Origin of the sequence: Serratia sp. CY40230 (assembly GCF_052168835.1) — a bacterium.
Taxonomy (GTDB): Bacteria; Pseudomonadota; Gammaproteobacteria; order Enterobacterales; family Enterobacteriaceae; genus Serratia; species Serratia nematodiphila.
This window is the reverse complement of sequence record NZ_JBJNLX010000001.1, coordinates 891,660-908,456: the sequence shown is the minus strand read 5'-3', so window position 1 is coordinate 908,456 and position 16,797 is coordinate 891,660. Positions and strand designations below refer to the sequence as shown.

The window sequence follows — 16,797 nt, the reverse complement described above, 5'->3', positions numbered from 1 at the left end:
AGGCGCGATGTCAGTCTTTCTTGGCATAGACGTCGGCGGCACGGTGATCAAGGCCGGGCTGTACCGGGCAAGTGGCGAAGAGCTGGCGATCGCCGAGCGCGACGGCGCGGCGATTGCCGCCCAGCCGGGCTTTAGCGAACGCAATATGGACGCGCTGTGGGATGACGTTTGCGCGGCGATCCGCCAGACGCTGCACGCGGCGGGGCTGGAGGCCGGGCAGGTGCGCGGCGTCAGCTTTTCGGCGCACGGCAAAGGGCTGTACGCCATCGACCGCCACGGCAAACCGGTCGGCAACGGCATCCTCTCTTCGGACAACCGCGCGGCGGCCACGGCGGCTGAGCTGCGCTGCGCCGGGGTGGACGCGCAGACCTACCCGCGCAGCCTGCAGCCGCTGTGGCCCAGCCACCCGGCGCTGCTGCTGCGCTGGCTGAAGCAGCGGCAACCGGCGCAGTACGCCGCCGTCGATCGCATCCTGATGGCGCACGACTACCTGCGCTTTCGCCTCACCGGCGAGGCGGCGGCCGAAGTGACCAACATCTCCGGCAGCAACCTGTTTAACCAGCGCAGCGGCGCTTACGATCCGGCGCTGATGACGGCCTTCGGCATCGAAGAGGCGCAGGAGAAGACCGCGCCAACGATCGGCTCGGCGCAGCTGGCCGGGCGGGTGACGGCCGCTGCGGCGGCGCAGTGCGGCCTGCGAGCGGGCACCGCGGTGTACGGCGGCCTGTTCGACGTGGTGGGCGCGGCGCTCAGCTCCGGCGTGGCCGACGATCGCACGCTCAGCGCGGTGGCGGGCACCTGGTCGATCGCCACCTGCGTGACCGAGCGCATCATTCCCGCCGATTACCCCTACGCCTGGGGGCGCTACTGCATCGACGGCCGCTATTTCGTGCACGAAGGCAGCCCGACCTCGGCCGGCAACCTGGCCTGGTTCCTGCGCCAGTTCTGCGCCGACGACCGGCAGCGCTACGCCCAGTTCAACGCCTGGGTGGCCGAGCGCCGCGAGCAGCCCAGCGGGCTGCTGTTCCTGCCGTATCTGTACGGCTCCAACCTCGGCGGCAACACGCCGGGCGGGCTGATCGGCCTGAGCGCCCATCACGAGATGGCGGACGTGGTGCAGGCGATCTACCAGGGCATCGTGTTCTCGCACCTGATCCATCAGGAGCGCATGGTGCAGCTGAACCCGCGCATCGAGCGGGTGCGCATGACCGGCGGGCCGACACAGTCCGAGGTGTGGATGCAGATGTACGCTGACGCCGGCAACCTGCCGCTCGAGGTGGTGGAAACGCGCCAGAGCGGCTGCCGCGCCGCCGCCCTGTGCGCCGCCGTCGGCGCCGGGGAGTACGCCGGGTTCGCCGAGGCGATCGCTGCCGCGCCGCCCAAACTGCGCTGTTATTATCCCGCGACCGCCGCCCATCGGCGCCTGCGCGCCCAGCAGGCGCGCTATCTGGCGGTCGCTCAGGCTTTGAGTGAGGTGACTGATGCAAACGACTAACGCCGCCTGTCTGGGGCTGTATGAAAAGGCGCTGCCCGCCGATCTGAGCTGGCCGCAGCGGCTGGCCACCGCCGCCGAGCTGGGCTTTGAATTTGTAGAGATGTCGATCGACGAACAGCCGGCGCGCCAGCAGCGGCTGGACTGGGATCGCCGCCAGCGGCTGGCGTTTATCCAGGCGCGGCTCGACAGCGGGGTGACGGTGCCGAGCCTGTGCCTGTCGGCGCACCGGCGCGATCCGTTCGGCAGCCACGACGCCGCCACCCGCGAGCGGGCGCGGGTGCTGATGAGCAAGGCGCTGGAACTGGCGACGGATCTCGGCATCCGCAACATCCAGCTGGCGGGCTACGACGTCTATTACGAACCCGCCGATCGCCACAGCCGCGAGCGCTTTATCGAGGGCATGCAGTGGGCGGCGGCGCAGGCCGCCAGGGCGCAGGTGATGCTGTCGGTGGAGGTGATGGACACGCCGTTCATCAACAGCATCAGCAAATGGCGCGACATCGCCCGCCACGTCAACAGCCCGTGGTTCACGGTGTATCCCGATCTCGGCAACCTCAGCGCCTGGGGCAACGACGTCGCCGCCGAGCTGGCGCTGGGCATCGGCAGCATCACCGCCATACACCTCAAAGACACCGTGGCGGTGGGGCCGGGCAGCGCCGGGCAGTTCCGCGACGTGCCGTTCGGCGAGGGCTGCGTGGACTTCGCCCACGCTTTTTCCGTGCTCAACGCGCTCGGCTATCGTGGCCCCTACCTGCTGGAGATGTGGGCGCGCGAAGACGGGCGGGATAAGCAACGCATCGCCCAGGCCAAGGCCTGGATCGAACAACAGATGAATGAGGGAGGCATCGCATGCTGAACGAACTCAAGCGGCAGGTGCTGGCCGCCAACCTCAGCCTGCCGGCATACGGGCTGGTGACCTTTACCTGGGGCAACGTCTCGGCGATCGACCGCCAGAGCGGGCTGGTGGTGATCAAACCTTCGGGCATCGCCTACGAGGCGATGACGCTGGAGGATTTGGTGGTGGTGGATCTGGAGGGCAAAGTGCGCGAGGGGCACCGCAAACCCTCATCCGACACCGCCACCCACCTGGCGCTGTACCGCGCCTTCGCCGATATCGGCGGCGTGGTGCACACCCACAGCCGCAACGCCACCATCTGGGCGCAGGCCGGGCAGCCGATCCCGGCGCTGGGCACCACCCACGCCGACTACTTTTACGGCGACATTCCCTGCACCCGGCCGATGAGCGAGGCGGAAATCGCCGGGGATTACGAGGGGGAAACCGGCAAGGTGATTATCGAGACCTTCAATCAGGCGGGGCGCGATCCGCAGCAGGTGCCGGGAGTATTGGTCTATTCCCACGGCCCGTTCGCCTGGGGCAAGGACGCGGCGGATGCGGTGCACAACGCGGTGGTGCTGGAAGAGGTAGCGATCATGGCGATGGCGACGCGCCAGCTGGCGCCGGCCATCGCCCCGATGCAGCCGGAGCTGCTGGACAAACATTTCCTGCGCAAGCACGGCAAACACGCCTACTACGGGCAATAGCGCCCGTCAGCGATTCAACAGCGAGCCGGTGAAGAATTCTCTGCGCACCGGCAACTCGCCGCGCGGGCTGTTAATGGCGCTGAACAGCAGCTCCGCGGCGATCTCCCCCAGTTTCTGCGTATCGTGATACACCCCCGGAATGTGCAGGCCGTAAGCGCCGGCGCGCGGCGGCTCGTCTATCGAGAAGAACTTCACCTGCTGATAAAGCCCCATCTCGTGGCAGATGGCGATGGCGCCCAGCGTGATGATGCCGTTCAGGCCGATGATGTAATCCGGGCGGTTCTCCGGCTGCGCCAGATAGGCGCGCACCTCGCTTTCCTGTGAGGTGAAATCGTAGTCGCCGTTGATGATATGAATCTCACGGCCGCTGCCCTGCAAGGCCGCGACGATGCCGGCGGTGCGCGTTAGCGTAATTTCCGAATCCGCCGGGCCGCCGATAATCAAAAGCTTCTGCTCCGGCTGCTCTGCCAGATAACGCCCGGCCAGCACGCCGATCTCGCGGTTATCGAGGAACACGCCGCTCAGCTGCTGATCGTAGAGATCGCGGTCGATCAGGATCAGCGGCACGCCGTACACCTCGGCCAGCTCGAGATAGGCGGGGCGGTAGCGCTTGTCGTCGCGCACCGCCGAGAGCAGGATGCCGCGCGCCTTGTAGCCGAACAGCGCCTGAATGGCGCGCATTTCCGCCTCTTCGCTGCCGTCGGTGTCGAACAGCATGATTTGGTAGCCCTGCTGGCGCGCAATGCGCGACACGGTCTTGATCAGGCCGGAATAGAACGGGTTGTACATGCTGCTGGTGACGATGCCGATAATCTGGCTGCTGCTGCTTTTCAGCCCCTGCGCGAACGCGTTGGGCACATAGTTCAGCTCTTTGGCGATGGCGTGAATGCGCTCGCGGGTTTCCGGCTTGACCAGCTCGGGCTTATTGAAGGCGCGGGAAACGGTGATATTGGTCACCCTGGCGCGGCGGGCGATATCCACGATAGTGGCATTGGGATTGGCTTTCGACACCGTCTTTCCTTGCGTTATGCCTCAACAGATCCCTTATTGTAGGGAAAGGGCGGGGGCGGTGCTAGGGGGGATGGGGGATGAGATTTGTTTGTGGGAGGGGGAAATAAAAATGCAAAGATTATCAATAATGCCATGTGTTTATTAATTCAGAATTAAATAATTCGATGTAATTGTATTGTTGTTCGCAAGATAGTTCAGTAAGGAGCTTTCTACGGGCGACGTCGGACATGGAAAACCGCTTTGTGCCATAAGCGGACATTGCTAATCTGCTTGTGTATGGAGCTATGGGAGCTAGTCACAGGACAATCTGTTTCTAATTGCTTAATATTCTGGGCATCAGTTGTGAAAAATTTCAATTTTCTGTCAGGACTATGCCGTGGCGATCTTCGATATCAATAAAGATGAATTACTCGGACTCTCAGATACTCTTTTGGAAGAGTTAATTGCTCGCCTTGCTGAAGCCGAAGTGGCGGCCTGCGGTCATAGCCCGGCGTGGGTGCGCTGGTCGGGATCGATCAACACACCTGATGGTGGAATTGATGTCCACGTGCAGGTGCCGGTCGAAGAGCTCAACTCCGGGTATATTGAGCGACCGGATACCGTCTTCCAGGCCAAAAAACATAGGATGCGCAGGGCAGATATTCTGCGAGAGATGGCTCCCTCTGGCGTCCTTTCTCCCATGATATCCGGCCAGGCCACAAAGGGGGGAAGCTATATCATTGTCAGTCTGGATGAGGACTGTTCCCCCACTATGCTTGCCGAACGCGTCAAGGCGATGTATGAGGCCGTCAGGCATACTCCGTCTCACCCAACTCTTCATCTGGCTTTCTATGATCGCGCAAAGTTGGCTCAGTGGATACGACAGCATCCGTCAGTAATGCTGTGGGTAAACAGAATACTGGGGCGGGGATATTCCGGCTGGCAACCATATGGATCATGGAGTTGCCCTCCAGATGGGGCGGAAGATACCCTGATAACCGCGTCCGGCATCACGATCTCAACTCCGTCAGAAAAAGGTCATCCCCTGAGTATTAAGGATGCCATCGGGCCGATACGCCAGCTTATCCTGACCACTCGTAAAGCCGTGCGTATTACTGGTTTATCGGGCGTCGGTAAAACGAGGATTGTTCAGGCCTTGTTTGATGAATCCGTAGGAGCCGATGCCCTGGACCGCACCCTGGCGGTTTATGCCGATACCGGTGACGATCCGATCCCTTCTGCTGCAGCCATGCTGGAACGCCTCATCGCTGACCAGCGCAGCGCAATTATGGTTCTTGATAACTGCCCGTCTGAACTGCATGCTGCCCTCGCGGCGAGAGTTACCTCGGTGGGGGGTAGGATCAAGCTAATTACCGTTGAGTATGATATTCGGGAGGACAAACCTCAGACCACGGAGGTGATCCACATCGAGGCGGTAGGACCGGAAGTGGCGGAAAAACTTCTGCTGCGGCGCTTCCCCGGTATCGGACAGTTGAACGCCCGTCGAATCGCGCAGTTCGCTGACGGAAATGCCAGAGTCTCGCTGGCTATCGCTGAGAGAGTGGATGAGGGGGAGTCGTTGGCCGTTCTGTCCGATGCACAACTCTTCGACAGACTTTTTGAACAACGTCATGAGCGAGATGAGGGATTACGGGAGCAGGCTGAGATACTTTCGCTGGTATACTCGTTTTCGAGTGACTTTTCTGAAACAGGCGACAGTGAACTGGAGATTCTTGGCACGCTCGCGGGCTATTCACATAACCAGCTGTACCGTACGCTCAAGAAGCTGACCGATCGCCGCATTCTTCAGGCCAGATCGCACTGGCGAGCCATCTTACCCCATGCTATAGCGAACAAACTGGCAGCCTCCGCGCTGAATAGCTTTCCGGTTGCGTTTCTCAGGTCTACCTTTGAAGTGCCGGGACGGGAGCGCCTCCTTATGTCATTTGCTCACCGGCTGGGCCTTTTACACGATCATCCGGTGGCAAAGGAGATTGCGGCTGCATGGCTCCAGCCGGAAGCCATGCTGGGTAACCTGCTGGCATTAGAGGACTTGCCGGCTCGTATGTTGGAGTACATAGCACCGGTGGTGCCTGACGTTCTGCTTAACCGGATTGACGAGGTCCTCAGGGCCGCAGACTTTAAAGGCCGGGAAAGACATTACGATCCCCGCTGGAGTACCATCCTCAACCTTTTGCAGGCACTGGCCTGGGAACCTTCATACTTCAACCGTTGCGCCAGCCTTCTGCTGCAAATAGCGGATCATGAAATAGATAAGACTCGTCAGGAGAATGCGCGAGACAGACTCACATTGTTCTGTCAGCCCTATCTGTCAGGTACACATGCCTCTCTGGAGCAGCGAATTGCGCTTCTGGAGGAGTGTCTTACTTCAGGTTTATCACAGCGTCGCACTCTGGGGCTGAAAATGCTTTCTGCCGGACTTAGCGGTTCGACGTGGACAAGTTCGGGTATATATGAGTTTGGTGCCCGCCCGAGGGATTACGGGGCAGAACCAGACTATAACGCGTTGATGGCGTGGAGATGCTCGTTCATCGAGATTGCCGTTCGCGTCGGGAGCGCCGATGATATGCATCTTGCCAACGCTGCGCGGACAATTCTGGCAAATGCACTCAGTGGCCTGTGGCGTGATAAGAGGATGGGCTCCGTCCTCGTTGATGCCGCACGTACATTGCATGCCCGTCTTCCCTGGGGAGAGGGCTGGAAGGCGATTCGGACAAAACTGTACTTTATGCGGAAGGAGCCTCAGGTATCGTCCGTGCTGCTTGAAACTCTTGATGCTCTGGAAAGGGAGCTCAGACCGAATGATTTGCTTTCCGCTATCCGGCTTTATGTCCTGAGTAAAGGCCACTATAACTGGGTGCTTGATGACGAATTTAACCGCAGTGACCAGGAACGATACACTGAAGCAGAAGAGCGACTGATGGCCAGAGCAGAGCAACTGGGGCGTGAGTTTGCCACTTCAATACTTTGTCTTTCTGACCTGAGACCCAATCTGTTCTCTTCTGAATGGATGCCTTACCGGAGCGCATTCGGGAAGGGGCTCGCTGAGGGAACCGCGAATCCCCATGAAGTCTGGCAATTACTTATAAAAGAACTGGAACAGAACTCTACTGAAAATAAAGATTTTTCTGTGTTTCAAGGCTTTATCGAAGGCGTGGATCGTAGTAAGGAAGTGCTAGCCCATGAATTTCTGGATCACTGTGCTGTGCATCCTTCACTCTGCCGAGTTCTGGTTAATTTGCATCCCCAGCGAGATTTTACAGAAACCGACCTCTATCGATGTATGTCGATTCTGAATAAACCTGATACTCGTATAGTTATGTTTGACGCCATTCTTTGGCAAAAAAAATACCTGCATTTGCCATTAAACCGAGTGCTTGAACTGGCAGAACGACTTTTAGCCATAGAAAACGGCGCTGAGGTGATTTTGAATGGGCTAGGGATGAGGTTACATGACAACAAAGCGACAGAGGACATACTTGGCCCGGAACTCCGTCAAATCGGTCTCAGGGCAGCAATTCAGGTTTTACAGAAAGAGACTGATGATCGGGGCGGTTTCGTTGATGGCTTTATGGCATCTGTCGTAGCGGCGGCATTGCAGTTTGACAGTCATGATGGGCTGACAGAAAACTGGCTGGACGCAGTCTTCTCAGCGATCGATAAACATTATGGTTACATGAATGATTACCATAAAACTATTCAGACAACGGTGACACTCATACCCGTAGAGTTTCTCTCTCGTCTCTTTGCTGATTCTGAAGATCAAATATGTATGCGGTTGTTCTTCATGCGTGGCGGCATTTCGGATACTCCACTGCTTTCTGGTGTTGGCATAGAAATCGTGATTGACTGGTGCTTCAGGAATGAGAATACCAAGGTATGGGCATATGTGCCGCAGGGGTTAGAACTCTGGTCAAGTAGTACTGACACAAGCAGGACTACTTTGCGCGAGAACGCCATCAAATTCCTGGAGGCTGCACCTGAACCTTCAGTGGTTCTTGAGTCTTTTGCTGAATTAACTAGTCCGTCAAGTTGGAGTGGCAGTCTTGCAAACATATTACAGTCCCGGACTGACGGTTTCGGTGAACTCATTGCACACGAGCGGGATGACATTTCAAAGGCTGCAAAAAAGATACATGAGAGATTGATACCTATGATTGAGCGTCAAAGAATTCGAGAACAGCAGAAAGATCGTGAAAGTGAGCAGCGGTTTGAGTGATGGTTACCCGCAATGATCTGAATCGCCACCGATCTTCAAGGCACTTTGACACTAGTATTTTCACGCATCTCAATTGCAGGCATAACGTCCGCTTTTCGCTCAAAGCAGCCTCTCTAATACCGCCAATCAAAGCAACAAACCAGCGCCAGCAGCGTAGGAGCGACGGCGGTGAGGGGCTCATTGGGTGAAAACAGCAATCCACGCCAAAGAATGATCGAAAAAACAACGCAGATGATGAACCCTACGCTCGACTACCGATAACAACACCGCTAATCTAGCCGCGACTTTTCACCCCCCAACTCCCCGCCACAACCCCGGCAACAACCCCAGCGTCTCATCAATCAGCGTTCGCCGGTCATTGCCAGGCTTCCAGATGGTCACCATGGTTTGGCTGATCCCCTGGCTGCCGACTTCGGTGCGCAGTGTGTTGACGTTTTTCCACTGTTCGGCATGCATATGCGTCGGCAGGAATCCCCAGCCGCAGCTCTGTTCGAGCAGGGCGCGCAGCATTTCCAGCTCGTTGGTAAATATTGTATGCCCGGAAATTTGCAGGCGGCGCGCCACCGGCTCGTCAGAATCCGGGTGCATGATCACCTGCGGTGTTAGCGAAAGTTCCAGCAGCGAGAGCGGCTGTTCCGCGCCGGGGAAAAGCGTTTTGGCGGCGTAAAAATCCATCTCTATCGCCCCTAAGGCGCGCCACTCCATGGCGTCGCCCACGCTGCGATGGCGCGCCTGGCAGATGCCCAGATCGGCCTGGCCGTTTGCCAGCAGGCTTTCCGCTTCGTCGCGTGAGGCGTTAATCAGGCTCAGGCGCGTGTTGCGTTGGGCCATAGCGGCAATCAGCGCCTGCAGCAGCGCGCGGGGGGTAAAGGGATCGTAGACCAGCGAGATTTCCTGCGCCGCGCTCTTGGGCACGTCTTTGGCAAATGCCTCAAACGCTTTCACCTGGCGCATCAGCAGGTGCGCCTGGCGCTGCAGCTGTTCGCCCTCCGGCGTTAGGTGCAGGCTGCGCCCCTCGCGCAGGAACAGCGCATAGCCCAAGCCATCCTCGAGAAAATCAATCAAATCGCGCAGCGTCGTGCGATCTTTGCCCAGTTTGAGCGCGGCTTTCGCCAGGCTGCCGTGCTCGGCCACGGCGGTGAAGGCTTCCAGTTGGGCAAAGGAATAAATCAGGCTTGGCACGCGGCTCTCCCGTCGATTTTGCGGGGGATTTTCCCCCATCAGGCGTTTTTTATTATAGGCCGCGTTTTTTTAAGCTGAACGCCTTCCTGAGCTAAGCGAGAAAAAATATGAAAAACAAAGTGTTTAACCGCAGCCTGTTGGCGGGCGTTGTCATCAGTCTCTGCAGCGGCCTGCTGGCGCCCGCCGCGCTGGCCGCCTGTGCGGGCACCGAACTCAGCGCCTGTCCCGCGCCTTTCGATGCGCAACTGCCGGACACGCACAAGATGCTCACCTGGAGCCAGAGCGACCGGGTGATCGGTTTTCGTAACGACTACCGCAACTATGCCGGGGATGTGTTTCATCACGGCAACGCCGCGCCGCTGGCGGCTGCCGCTAAACCGTTAACGGACGCCAGCTATCGGGTGAATGGCAAAACCTACCACCTGCAGGATTACCTGCAGCGCCAGAACGTCAGCGGCATGCTGGTATTGAAAGACGGCAAAATCGCCTGGAAATATCTGGGGCAGGGTAATACCGACGCTACCCTGTGGACGTCGCGCTCGGTGGGCAAATCCGTGGTTGCCACGCTGGTTGGCGTGGCGATTAAACAGGGCAAAATCCACTCGCTCGACGATCTCATCACGCAATACGAACCCGATCTGAAAGGCACCGCGTGGGACGGTGTGACCCTCAGGCAGCTGATCACCCATACCTCCGGCGTGGCGTGGAATGAGGATTACACCAACCCGAAATCGGACTTCGCGCAGCTGACAGAGTGTGAAGCCAAGCCCGGTACCTACGCCTGCGTGCGCAAGCTGGTAGCCGGTTTGCAGCGTACGCATCCGGCCGGGCAGAACTGGTCTTACTCCTCCGGCGGCGCTTGGTTGCTGGGCGACGTGTTGGAACGCGCCACCGGCATGCCGCTGGCGACCTATCTGGAACAAAGCATCTGGCAGCCCTACGGCATGGCGAGCGACGGCGTGTGGCATGCCTACGCCAAAGGCCAGCACGACGTGGGCGCGCACGGCTTTAACGCCACGCTGGAAGACTGGGGGCGCTTCGGTGAGTTCATTCTGCATAACGGAACGTTGCCGAACGGCAAACAGATCTTGCCGGAAGATTGGGTAGCCCAGTCGTCCAACTGGACGCTGGCGGCGGGCTCGGTGTCGGCGGCGCATCCTAACGGCATTTACGGCTTCCAATGGTGGAACAACGAAGTGCCGGCTAATGTGACTAACGTTGAGCCTGCTCCGCAGACCTCCCTCAAGCATTCCCTGTGGGCGCTGGGGATCTTCGGCCAGATGATCATGGTGAATCAGGCGGAGAATCTGGTGATCGTCCAATGGTCCACCTGGCCGCAGGCGGAGCCTTCTTTCAGCGCGCAACCGCTGGAGGCGTCGCTGATGTTTAGCGCGATAGCGAAGGAATTGCGTTAACGTCGGCTGGGCAAGCAGGGGCTGGATGGCGGTTACCATTCAGCCCCTGTTTCTGTCTTTAACGTTATCTGTCTTTGCCATACCAGGATTTAAAATACTTCAGGAAACTGTAAGCCACGGCATAAAACCCAGTGACGGCGCCGACTTTGCCTTCCTTCCATGCGCCGCTCAGTACGTACCATTTAAAAAATGCGCCGATCGCGCTAACGACGCCACGAAATATCGAGGGCCTAATGTTTCTGTATTTTACTACCCTTGTCGTATAGCTATTGAGCTTGTTGAATATTTCATGGAGAGAGTAAAAGGTATCGTGCTTAACATTGCCGGGAATGACCGACGTGTGAATATAGCCTTCAGCGGCATCATCTACCGGAGCATCATTGAACCTGACCTGCGTTCTATTGAACAGCCGAACGGGGTAGTCCGGTGAGGAGATGGGATAAATCGTTCTGACTGGCTGTCCGAGTACAAACCAATTCCTTTTTATTCTATAGGCTTGCTGTGGCGGTGGGTTTGCCTGCGCTTTGAATTTTAAAATGGACGCTATGGTTTCGGCATCAAGGATTTCGTCGCTGTCCAGGCACAGTACCCAATCATGGTGAGATTGAGAAATCGCAAAGTTCATTTGCCGTCCATGCGTTTCGAAACGATGGTAAATAGGGCTTATTCCAAAGCTTTGGCAAATAGACAGCGTTTTATCCGTACTGCCGGAGTCCACCACAATCCACTCATCCGCAATGCCCATGAGTGGAGAAAGCACCTCGTGTAATAAACGAGAGGAGTTAAAAGTCAGTATACAAACAGCTATCTTTGCCATTAACTAACATCCTTAAAAATCGCGAGCAGGTGAGTGCCTGATGTTTTCTCTGGAATGGAAATTGCGATTCTCTTCTTATCCCTTATCAACCTCAGAAAATGCTTAACCCCGCCGGTCAAACCGATAAACCAGCACCAGCGCCAACGCCAGGAGCAAAAGCGGCGGGGCGAGGGCGGTGAAGGGCGCGTTGAGGGCGAACAGCAACCCCAGGTTGAGAACGATCTGGTAAGCGATGTAGGTCAGCAGCCCGATGATGACGCCAAGCGCTAGCCGGCTGCCCATGCCGGGGGCGCGCGGGGCGGTGAAGGTAAACGGGATGGCCAGCAAAATCATCGCCAGCACCAGCAGGGGCTGGCCGAGTTTTTTCCACAGCGCCAGGCGGTATTCGGTGCTGGGTTGCCCCGAGCCTTGCAGGTAATCGATATAGCGATCCAGCTGTTGGAGCGAGAAACTGCCCGCCGGCAGGGTCAGCTCTTTCAGGCTCGGCACGGCGAACAGTGAGCGCCAGAGCAGGCTGTCTTGTCGTGCAATCGTCTCCTTTCTGCCTTGCCAGCTTTTCTGCATCACGTTGTGCAGCAGCCAGCTGCCGTCGGCGGCGGTGCTGGCGCTGTCGGCGTAAATGTAAGACTCCAGCGCGCGGTTGGCTTGATAACGGAAGATCTCAATGCCGTGGGGCTGGTCGTTCTCATCGACGGTCTTCACTGTTACAAACTCGTTGCCGCGCCGCGCCCACAGCGGGTTAACGGTAACGTCGTTATTATTTGACTGCGCCAGGGCGTTATTCTTCATTTGCAGCGCGCGTTGCTGCAGCGGCGAGGCGGCCCATTCATCGAGGGCGCCGAGCGAGAGGTTCATCAGCAGCCCGGCGGCGAGCATCACCAGCGCGATGCGGAATATCGACATCCCGGCGGAACGGATCGCCGTCAGCTCCAGGCTCTTGGAGAGCTGCCCCAGCCCGACGATGCCGCCGAGCAGCGCGATAAACGGCCCCAGATCGACCAGGCTGCGCGGCAGGGTCATCACGGTCACCAGCAGCGCCTGCTGCCAGCGGTAGCCGCCCGGGGTCACGTCCTCCAGCTCGTTGATCAGCGTAAAGGTGGTGAACAGCGGGATGAGCAGCCCGGCCGCGGCGGCGAAGCCGATGAACACGTTGCGGATCAGGTAGCGGCTAAAAAGGGTCATCGGGAGGGTTTCCGCAGCAGGGATAGGTCGCGCGCCAGCAGCAGGGCGATACCGACAGCCATCGCTATCGGCACCAGCCAAACGCCGGGGATCGTTGGCAGAGAGCCGTTGGCCACCAGCGTGCGGCAAATGTTGCCGCCATAGAAAATCACGGTAAACAGAACCGTGAGGGGCAGCAGCGCGGCGTAGCGCCCCTGCCGCGGCTTGATGCGGCTAAAGGGGATCGCCAGCAGCACCATCAGCACGGTGGTCAGCCCGCGGCTCTCGCGCCATTGCAGTTCGGCGGCGTCGCCCGGATCTGCGGAGCGCGCCAGTTCCGCCGGCGAGGCCGATTTGTGCCGGCTCTCGGCGCTGGGCACGAACGGTTTGAGCGCGATGTCAAAGTTGTCGTAATTCTGCCCGTTGTCGTCGGCGCCCTCACGATCCAGCACATAGGCGGTGCCGGTTTTCAGCCGCACGGCGGGGCTGGCGGGGGAGGCGTCGAGCACCTCCACCGACTGCGCACGGTACAGGTTGGTGTGATGGCCGCCGCGTACATAAATCAGGGCGTCCGTCAGGTGGTTGGCCGTTTTGTCGACGTGACTGGCGAGGATCATGCGGCCGTTGCCGCTGACGTTGAATTTGTCGGCCTGCAGGTGGCTCACGTCCAGCACCGATTGCGACTGTTGCTGTAGCTGATAAATATTGGCGTACGCCCAGGGCCTGCCATACAGCGACAGCAGCGTGACCGCTATCGCCAGCGGCACGGCGAGTATCAGCACCGCCTTGTACAGCCGCAGCGGGCTGGCGCCGGCGGCCAGCATGGCGGTGATCTCCGCATCGCTGTACATCTGGCTCAGCGCGACCGCCACCGAGACATACAGCGCGACGGGCAATATCATCTCCAGCGCGATCAGCGATTTATAGAAAACCACGTCGGCCACCACCCGCAGCGCCAGCGTGCCGTTGGCGGCGTCGGTCAGGTAGCGCTGAGCGGAGTAGCTGGCGAACATGAAGATCAGAAACCCGGCGATCATCATCACCAGGCGGCGGATCTCAACCGTGATATAGCGTTCAATCAAAGACATGCGTTATCGGTTCCCGGCGGCGTGCGCTTCATGGCGTCTCCTGCGCGATCAGCGCGCGCAGCAGGGCGATCACCTGGTCAACTTCCTGCGGGGTGAGTGAGCCGTCCTTCGCCCACTGCACGCGCCCGGCCTTGTCCAGCACTACGATGGTGGAGCTCTCCTCCGGCAGCCGCCAGGCCATGCGCCCCAGCCCGTCGCTGTCGACGATGAATTGCGCCCAGGGGTAATGCCGCTTGTTTTTCTCGATCTTGCCGCGCACGAAGAAGCCGGAGCCCGGTATCGCGTCGTCGGTGTTGACGATGGTGGTCGGCTGGAAGCGATCGCCCGGCAGGTTCGCGTCCTTAACGGCGTTGATCAGCAGCGAGTTCTTCTTTTTGGCGGAGGTGCGCCCGGCGATGTACTGGATCACCCGCACCTTGCCCGCCAGTTTTGCGCTGTTCCACGGCCGGTAGCTGAAATCGCCGTTGCGCAGCAGCAGCTCGCCGCGATCGGCGATGGCGATCGGCGCCACCGGCCGGCCATGCACGAAGTTATGCGCAGATGCCGTCAGCGGCGACAGCAGCAGCGCAAGGGTCAGCAAGCGACGTAACGTCATCATGGCTCCGGGCAACCCGCTTATCTGCCCGCCGAGATGGCCGGCTGGGAAAACGACAGCGGAAAACGCGCCAGCAGCAGCTCCAGGCGCTGGCGGATGTCGATATCCAGGATCGCCGGCCGATCATAGATATCGCCGCCGGCCAGCTTGTCCGCCACCATCACGTCATGCCGGTCGCCCATCAGGCCGTTAATCGCCGCCAGGAAGCGCGAGATCTGCCGGGCCTCGCGGTTGTCGGGATCGATCGATCTCAGCGTGTCGTAGAACGAGACCTGGCGGCTGACGATTTTGCGCACGTCATGGAACTGATGCCCGGTCAGCGCCGGGCCAGCGATCAGCGTTTGCAGCTGGCGCATTTGCTCCTGGCGGTAGGTGATAAAGCCCTGTGCACTTTCCAGCCGGGTGTGGCGCAGCGCATAGCGCACGTAAGACCACACCGGCTTGCTGAGCAGCAGCCGCAGCAGGTTGCCGTAAAGCGTCAGGTTCTTCTGGTTGCCGTTGCGAAACGCGTCCTGAAAATGGCCGAGCACCACGGTGGTGGTGTGGAACAGGCGGTTGGCGCGGTGCGGGGCGCCGTACAGCTGCTGGGCGAAGCGCAGGTGCTTATAGCGGGCGCGGATATATTTGTAGCGCATGCGGGTAGCCGCCGCCAACTGCGGGTCTTGCAGGAAACCGTTCACCAATTGCAGCAGCTCGCGGCGGGAAAAGCCGTCTTCCCAAAACTGCAGGCACAGCGCGTAGTTGTCCCGAATGCTCTCGGGGGAGCATTCCAGATCAATCTGCTGCGGCAGGCTGATATTCGCCTCAACCAGGTCGTCCTCTTCCACCGCGACAAACAGCGCCTGGGTGGTTTCGGCTGAGAACTTTTTCCAATTATTGCTAGCGGTCATTGATTACTCTCTTTGGGCACATTCAGCCCCAACATAAAGCGATTGCGGTAGGCGCCGATCGTCGGTATCAGGGATAACAGAACGTCTAAACATTGCCCAAGTAAATAAGCGAAGGCGGCGCCCTGCACGCCGAAGGCATACGCCATCGACACCAGCAGCGCAATGTAGGCCGCCGAGGCCGTCGCCTGCGCGATCAGGAAGGCGCGCTGTTTGCCCGCCATAAACAGTAAGGATTCCTGCGGGAAGCCCATCATGGAGACGATGATCGCGCCCAGCATGATTTGAATCAGGTCATAGGCTTCCAGGTATTGCTGCCCGAATACCGCGGAAATAAGCGGCTTGCCCACCAGCAACATCAACACCGCAACGGCCAGGCCGATGCCGCCGGCCAGCAGCGAAGAGCGCAGGCCGAGCAGCCACGGGGTCTTGGTGCGCGGATCCAGGCGCATGATCTCGGGATAGAAGCTTTTCTCCAGCAGCTTGGCCGGGGTGCCCGTCGCATCGAAGAAGGTCATGGCGATCTTGAACAGCCCGGCGGCGGCCGGGCCGAGCACCACGCCCACCAGCACGGTGGTGCAGGAGTTGCGGGCGGCCCAGATGGTATGGGCGATGTTGGTGGTCCAGACGAAATTCCAGGCGCCCTCGATGCGGCGCGCGACGTTGAACAGGCGCGGCCTCAGCGCGCCATGGATATCGCGGCGGCGCAGCTCGCGCGCGGTGAACCACCAAAACAGCGTGCCGCCGATCAGGTTAGAGGCGTACCAGGTGACGATAAAGCCGGGGAACCCCAGATCGAAATAATAGGAGATGACGCTGCCCACCGCCTGCAGGAACGGTTTGATCGCCTGCTGGATGGCGATTAAATCGAAGCGGTTGAAGGCGCGCAGCACGCCGGTCGGCGTGGACGAGGTCATCGATGGGATCAGGGTGCAGTACAGCATGGCGAGCCAGAAGCTTTCGCTGTCCAGCCCCAGAGCGTGAGACAAGAACGGCAGCATGATCATGCCGCCCAGTACGGCGATGACGCCGCTGGCGATATCCAGGCCGAAGGAGAAGGCGACGACGTCGCGGAAGCGCCCGGTATTTTGATGCTCCAGTGCCGGAGTGCCAAATTGCACCACAAACTGCCAGGTCTGGAATTTGATGAAATCGCTGACCGCTTTGGTATAGGCCTGAATCACCACCAGCACGCCGAACATTTCAGGCGACATGCCTTTACCGGCGCAGGAGAGCGCCAGCAGGCCGAGCAGCGCGCTGGCGACGCTGCCGGAGCCCAGGTAGGCGGCATTACGTAAAATGGAACGAAACGCGCCGTCGGAAAACCACCGTTTCATAGCCAAAACCAGCCGTTATCGTTGTTTTGCTGCATTTTGTGTTCCGCA

13 protein-coding genes are annotated in these 16,797 nt (G+C 59.3%); 5 read left to right on the top strand and 8 right to left on the bottom strand.

Annotation, left to right across the window (positions count from 1 at the left end; translation table 11 throughout):
* The first annotated feature begins 7 nt into the window (after positions 1 to 7).
* Genes ACJ8IJ_RS04290 through araD form a run of 3 tightly spaced genes read left to right on the top strand, consistent with a single transcriptional unit; the run spans position 8 to position 3,037 of the window.
* Positions 8 to 1,495 (top strand): FGGY-family carbohydrate kinase, encoded by a 1,488-nt coding sequence (locus tag ACJ8IJ_RS04290; protein WP_442518293.1) that lies wholly within the window; start codon positions 8 to 10, stop codon positions 1,493 to 1,495.
* Entirely contained in the window at positions 1,482 to 2,351 is an 870-nt protein-coding gene (locus ACJ8IJ_RS04285) for an L-ribulose-5-phosphate 3-epimerase (RefSeq protein WP_442518292.1), read from the top strand. Before ACJ8IJ_RS04290 ends, ACJ8IJ_RS04285 begins: the two co-directional genes overlap by 14 nt.
* The gene (gene araD, locus ACJ8IJ_RS04280) at positions 2,345 to 3,037 is read left to right on the top strand and encodes an L-ribulose-5-phosphate 4-epimerase (RefSeq protein ID WP_033632583.1); all 693 of its coding nucleotides are present in this window, start codon (positions 2,345 to 2,347) and stop codon (positions 3,035 to 3,037) included. Before ACJ8IJ_RS04285 ends, araD begins: the two co-directional genes overlap by 7 nt.
* Positions 3,038 to 3,043: 6 nt before the next feature.
* Here the strand turns inward: araD and ACJ8IJ_RS04275 are convergent, their stop codons facing one another.
* Complete coding sequence (locus tag ACJ8IJ_RS04275) at positions 3,044 to 4,048, bottom strand: LacI family DNA-binding transcriptional regulator (protein ID WP_004935582.1); 1,005 nt, start codon at positions 4,046 to 4,048, stop codon at positions 3,044 to 3,046.
* Between the two features lie 376 nt (positions 4,049 to 4,424).
* Here ACJ8IJ_RS04275 and ACJ8IJ_RS04270 point away from each other — a divergent pair, with 376 nt between their 5' ends.
* Complete coding sequence (locus ACJ8IJ_RS04270; protein WP_442518291.1) at positions 4,425 to 8,267, top strand: hypothetical protein; 3,843 nt, start codon at positions 4,425 to 4,427, stop codon at positions 8,265 to 8,267.
* Positions 8,268 to 8,555: 288 nt separating this feature from the next.
* Here the strand turns inward: ACJ8IJ_RS04270 and ACJ8IJ_RS04265 are convergent, their stop codons facing one another.
* Complete coding sequence (locus ACJ8IJ_RS04265; protein ID WP_442518290.1) at positions 8,556 to 9,449, bottom strand: LysR family transcriptional regulator; 894 nt, start codon at positions 9,447 to 9,449, stop codon at positions 8,556 to 8,558.
* A gap of 107 nt (positions 9,450 to 9,556) precedes the next feature.
* On the opposite strand from ACJ8IJ_RS04265, the gene ACJ8IJ_RS04260 reads away from it, so the two are divergent.
* On the top strand, positions 9,557 to 10,864 hold the full coding sequence (locus ACJ8IJ_RS04260) for a serine hydrolase domain-containing protein (RefSeq protein WP_442518289.1): 1,308 nt from the start codon (positions 9,557 to 9,559) through the stop codon (positions 10,862 to 10,864).
* Positions 10,865 to 10,928: 64 nt separating this feature from the next.
* On the opposite strand, the gene ACJ8IJ_RS04255 is transcribed toward ACJ8IJ_RS04260, so the two are convergent.
* The 6 genes from ACJ8IJ_RS04255 to ACJ8IJ_RS04230 all read right to left on the bottom strand — a co-directional run bounded on the left by ACJ8IJ_RS04255 (position 10,929) and on the right by ACJ8IJ_RS04230 (position 16,749).
* Complete coding sequence (locus tag ACJ8IJ_RS04255; RefSeq protein ID WP_197753348.1) at positions 10,929 to 11,681, bottom strand: glycosyltransferase; 753 nt, start codon at positions 11,679 to 11,681, stop codon at positions 10,929 to 10,931.
* A 102-nt stretch (positions 11,682 to 11,783) separates the two neighbouring features.
* Complete coding sequence (gene lptG, locus ACJ8IJ_RS04250) at positions 11,784 to 12,863, bottom strand: LPS export ABC transporter permease LptG (RefSeq protein ID WP_015378490.1); 1,080 nt, start codon at positions 12,861 to 12,863, stop codon at positions 11,784 to 11,786.
* Positions 12,860 to 13,930, bottom strand: coding sequence for an LPS export ABC transporter permease LptF (gene lptF / locus ACJ8IJ_RS04245; protein WP_131164934.1), 1,071 nt, complete (start codon positions 13,928 to 13,930; stop codon positions 12,860 to 12,862). Before lptF ends, lptG begins: the two co-directional genes overlap by 4 nt.
* A gap of 28 nt (positions 13,931 to 13,958) precedes the next feature.
* Positions 13,959 to 14,525 carry a YtfJ family protein gene (locus tag ACJ8IJ_RS04240; RefSeq protein ID WP_325962340.1) on the bottom strand — a complete coding sequence of 189 codons (567 nt, stop codon included), beginning with the start codon at positions 14,523 to 14,525 and terminating at the stop codon, positions 13,959 to 13,961.
* Positions 14,526 to 14,545: 20 nt separating this feature from the next.
* Positions 14,546 to 15,415, bottom strand: coding sequence for a hypothetical protein (locus tag ACJ8IJ_RS04235; protein ID WP_442518288.1), 870 nt, complete (start codon positions 15,413 to 15,415; stop codon positions 14,546 to 14,548).
* Positions 15,412 to 16,749, bottom strand: coding sequence for a lipopolysaccharide biosynthesis protein (locus ACJ8IJ_RS04230; RefSeq protein WP_004935553.1), 1,338 nt, complete (start codon positions 16,747 to 16,749; stop codon positions 15,412 to 15,414). Before ACJ8IJ_RS04230 ends, ACJ8IJ_RS04235 begins: the two co-directional genes overlap by 4 nt.
* Positions 16,750 to 16,797: the final 48 nt, after the last annotated feature.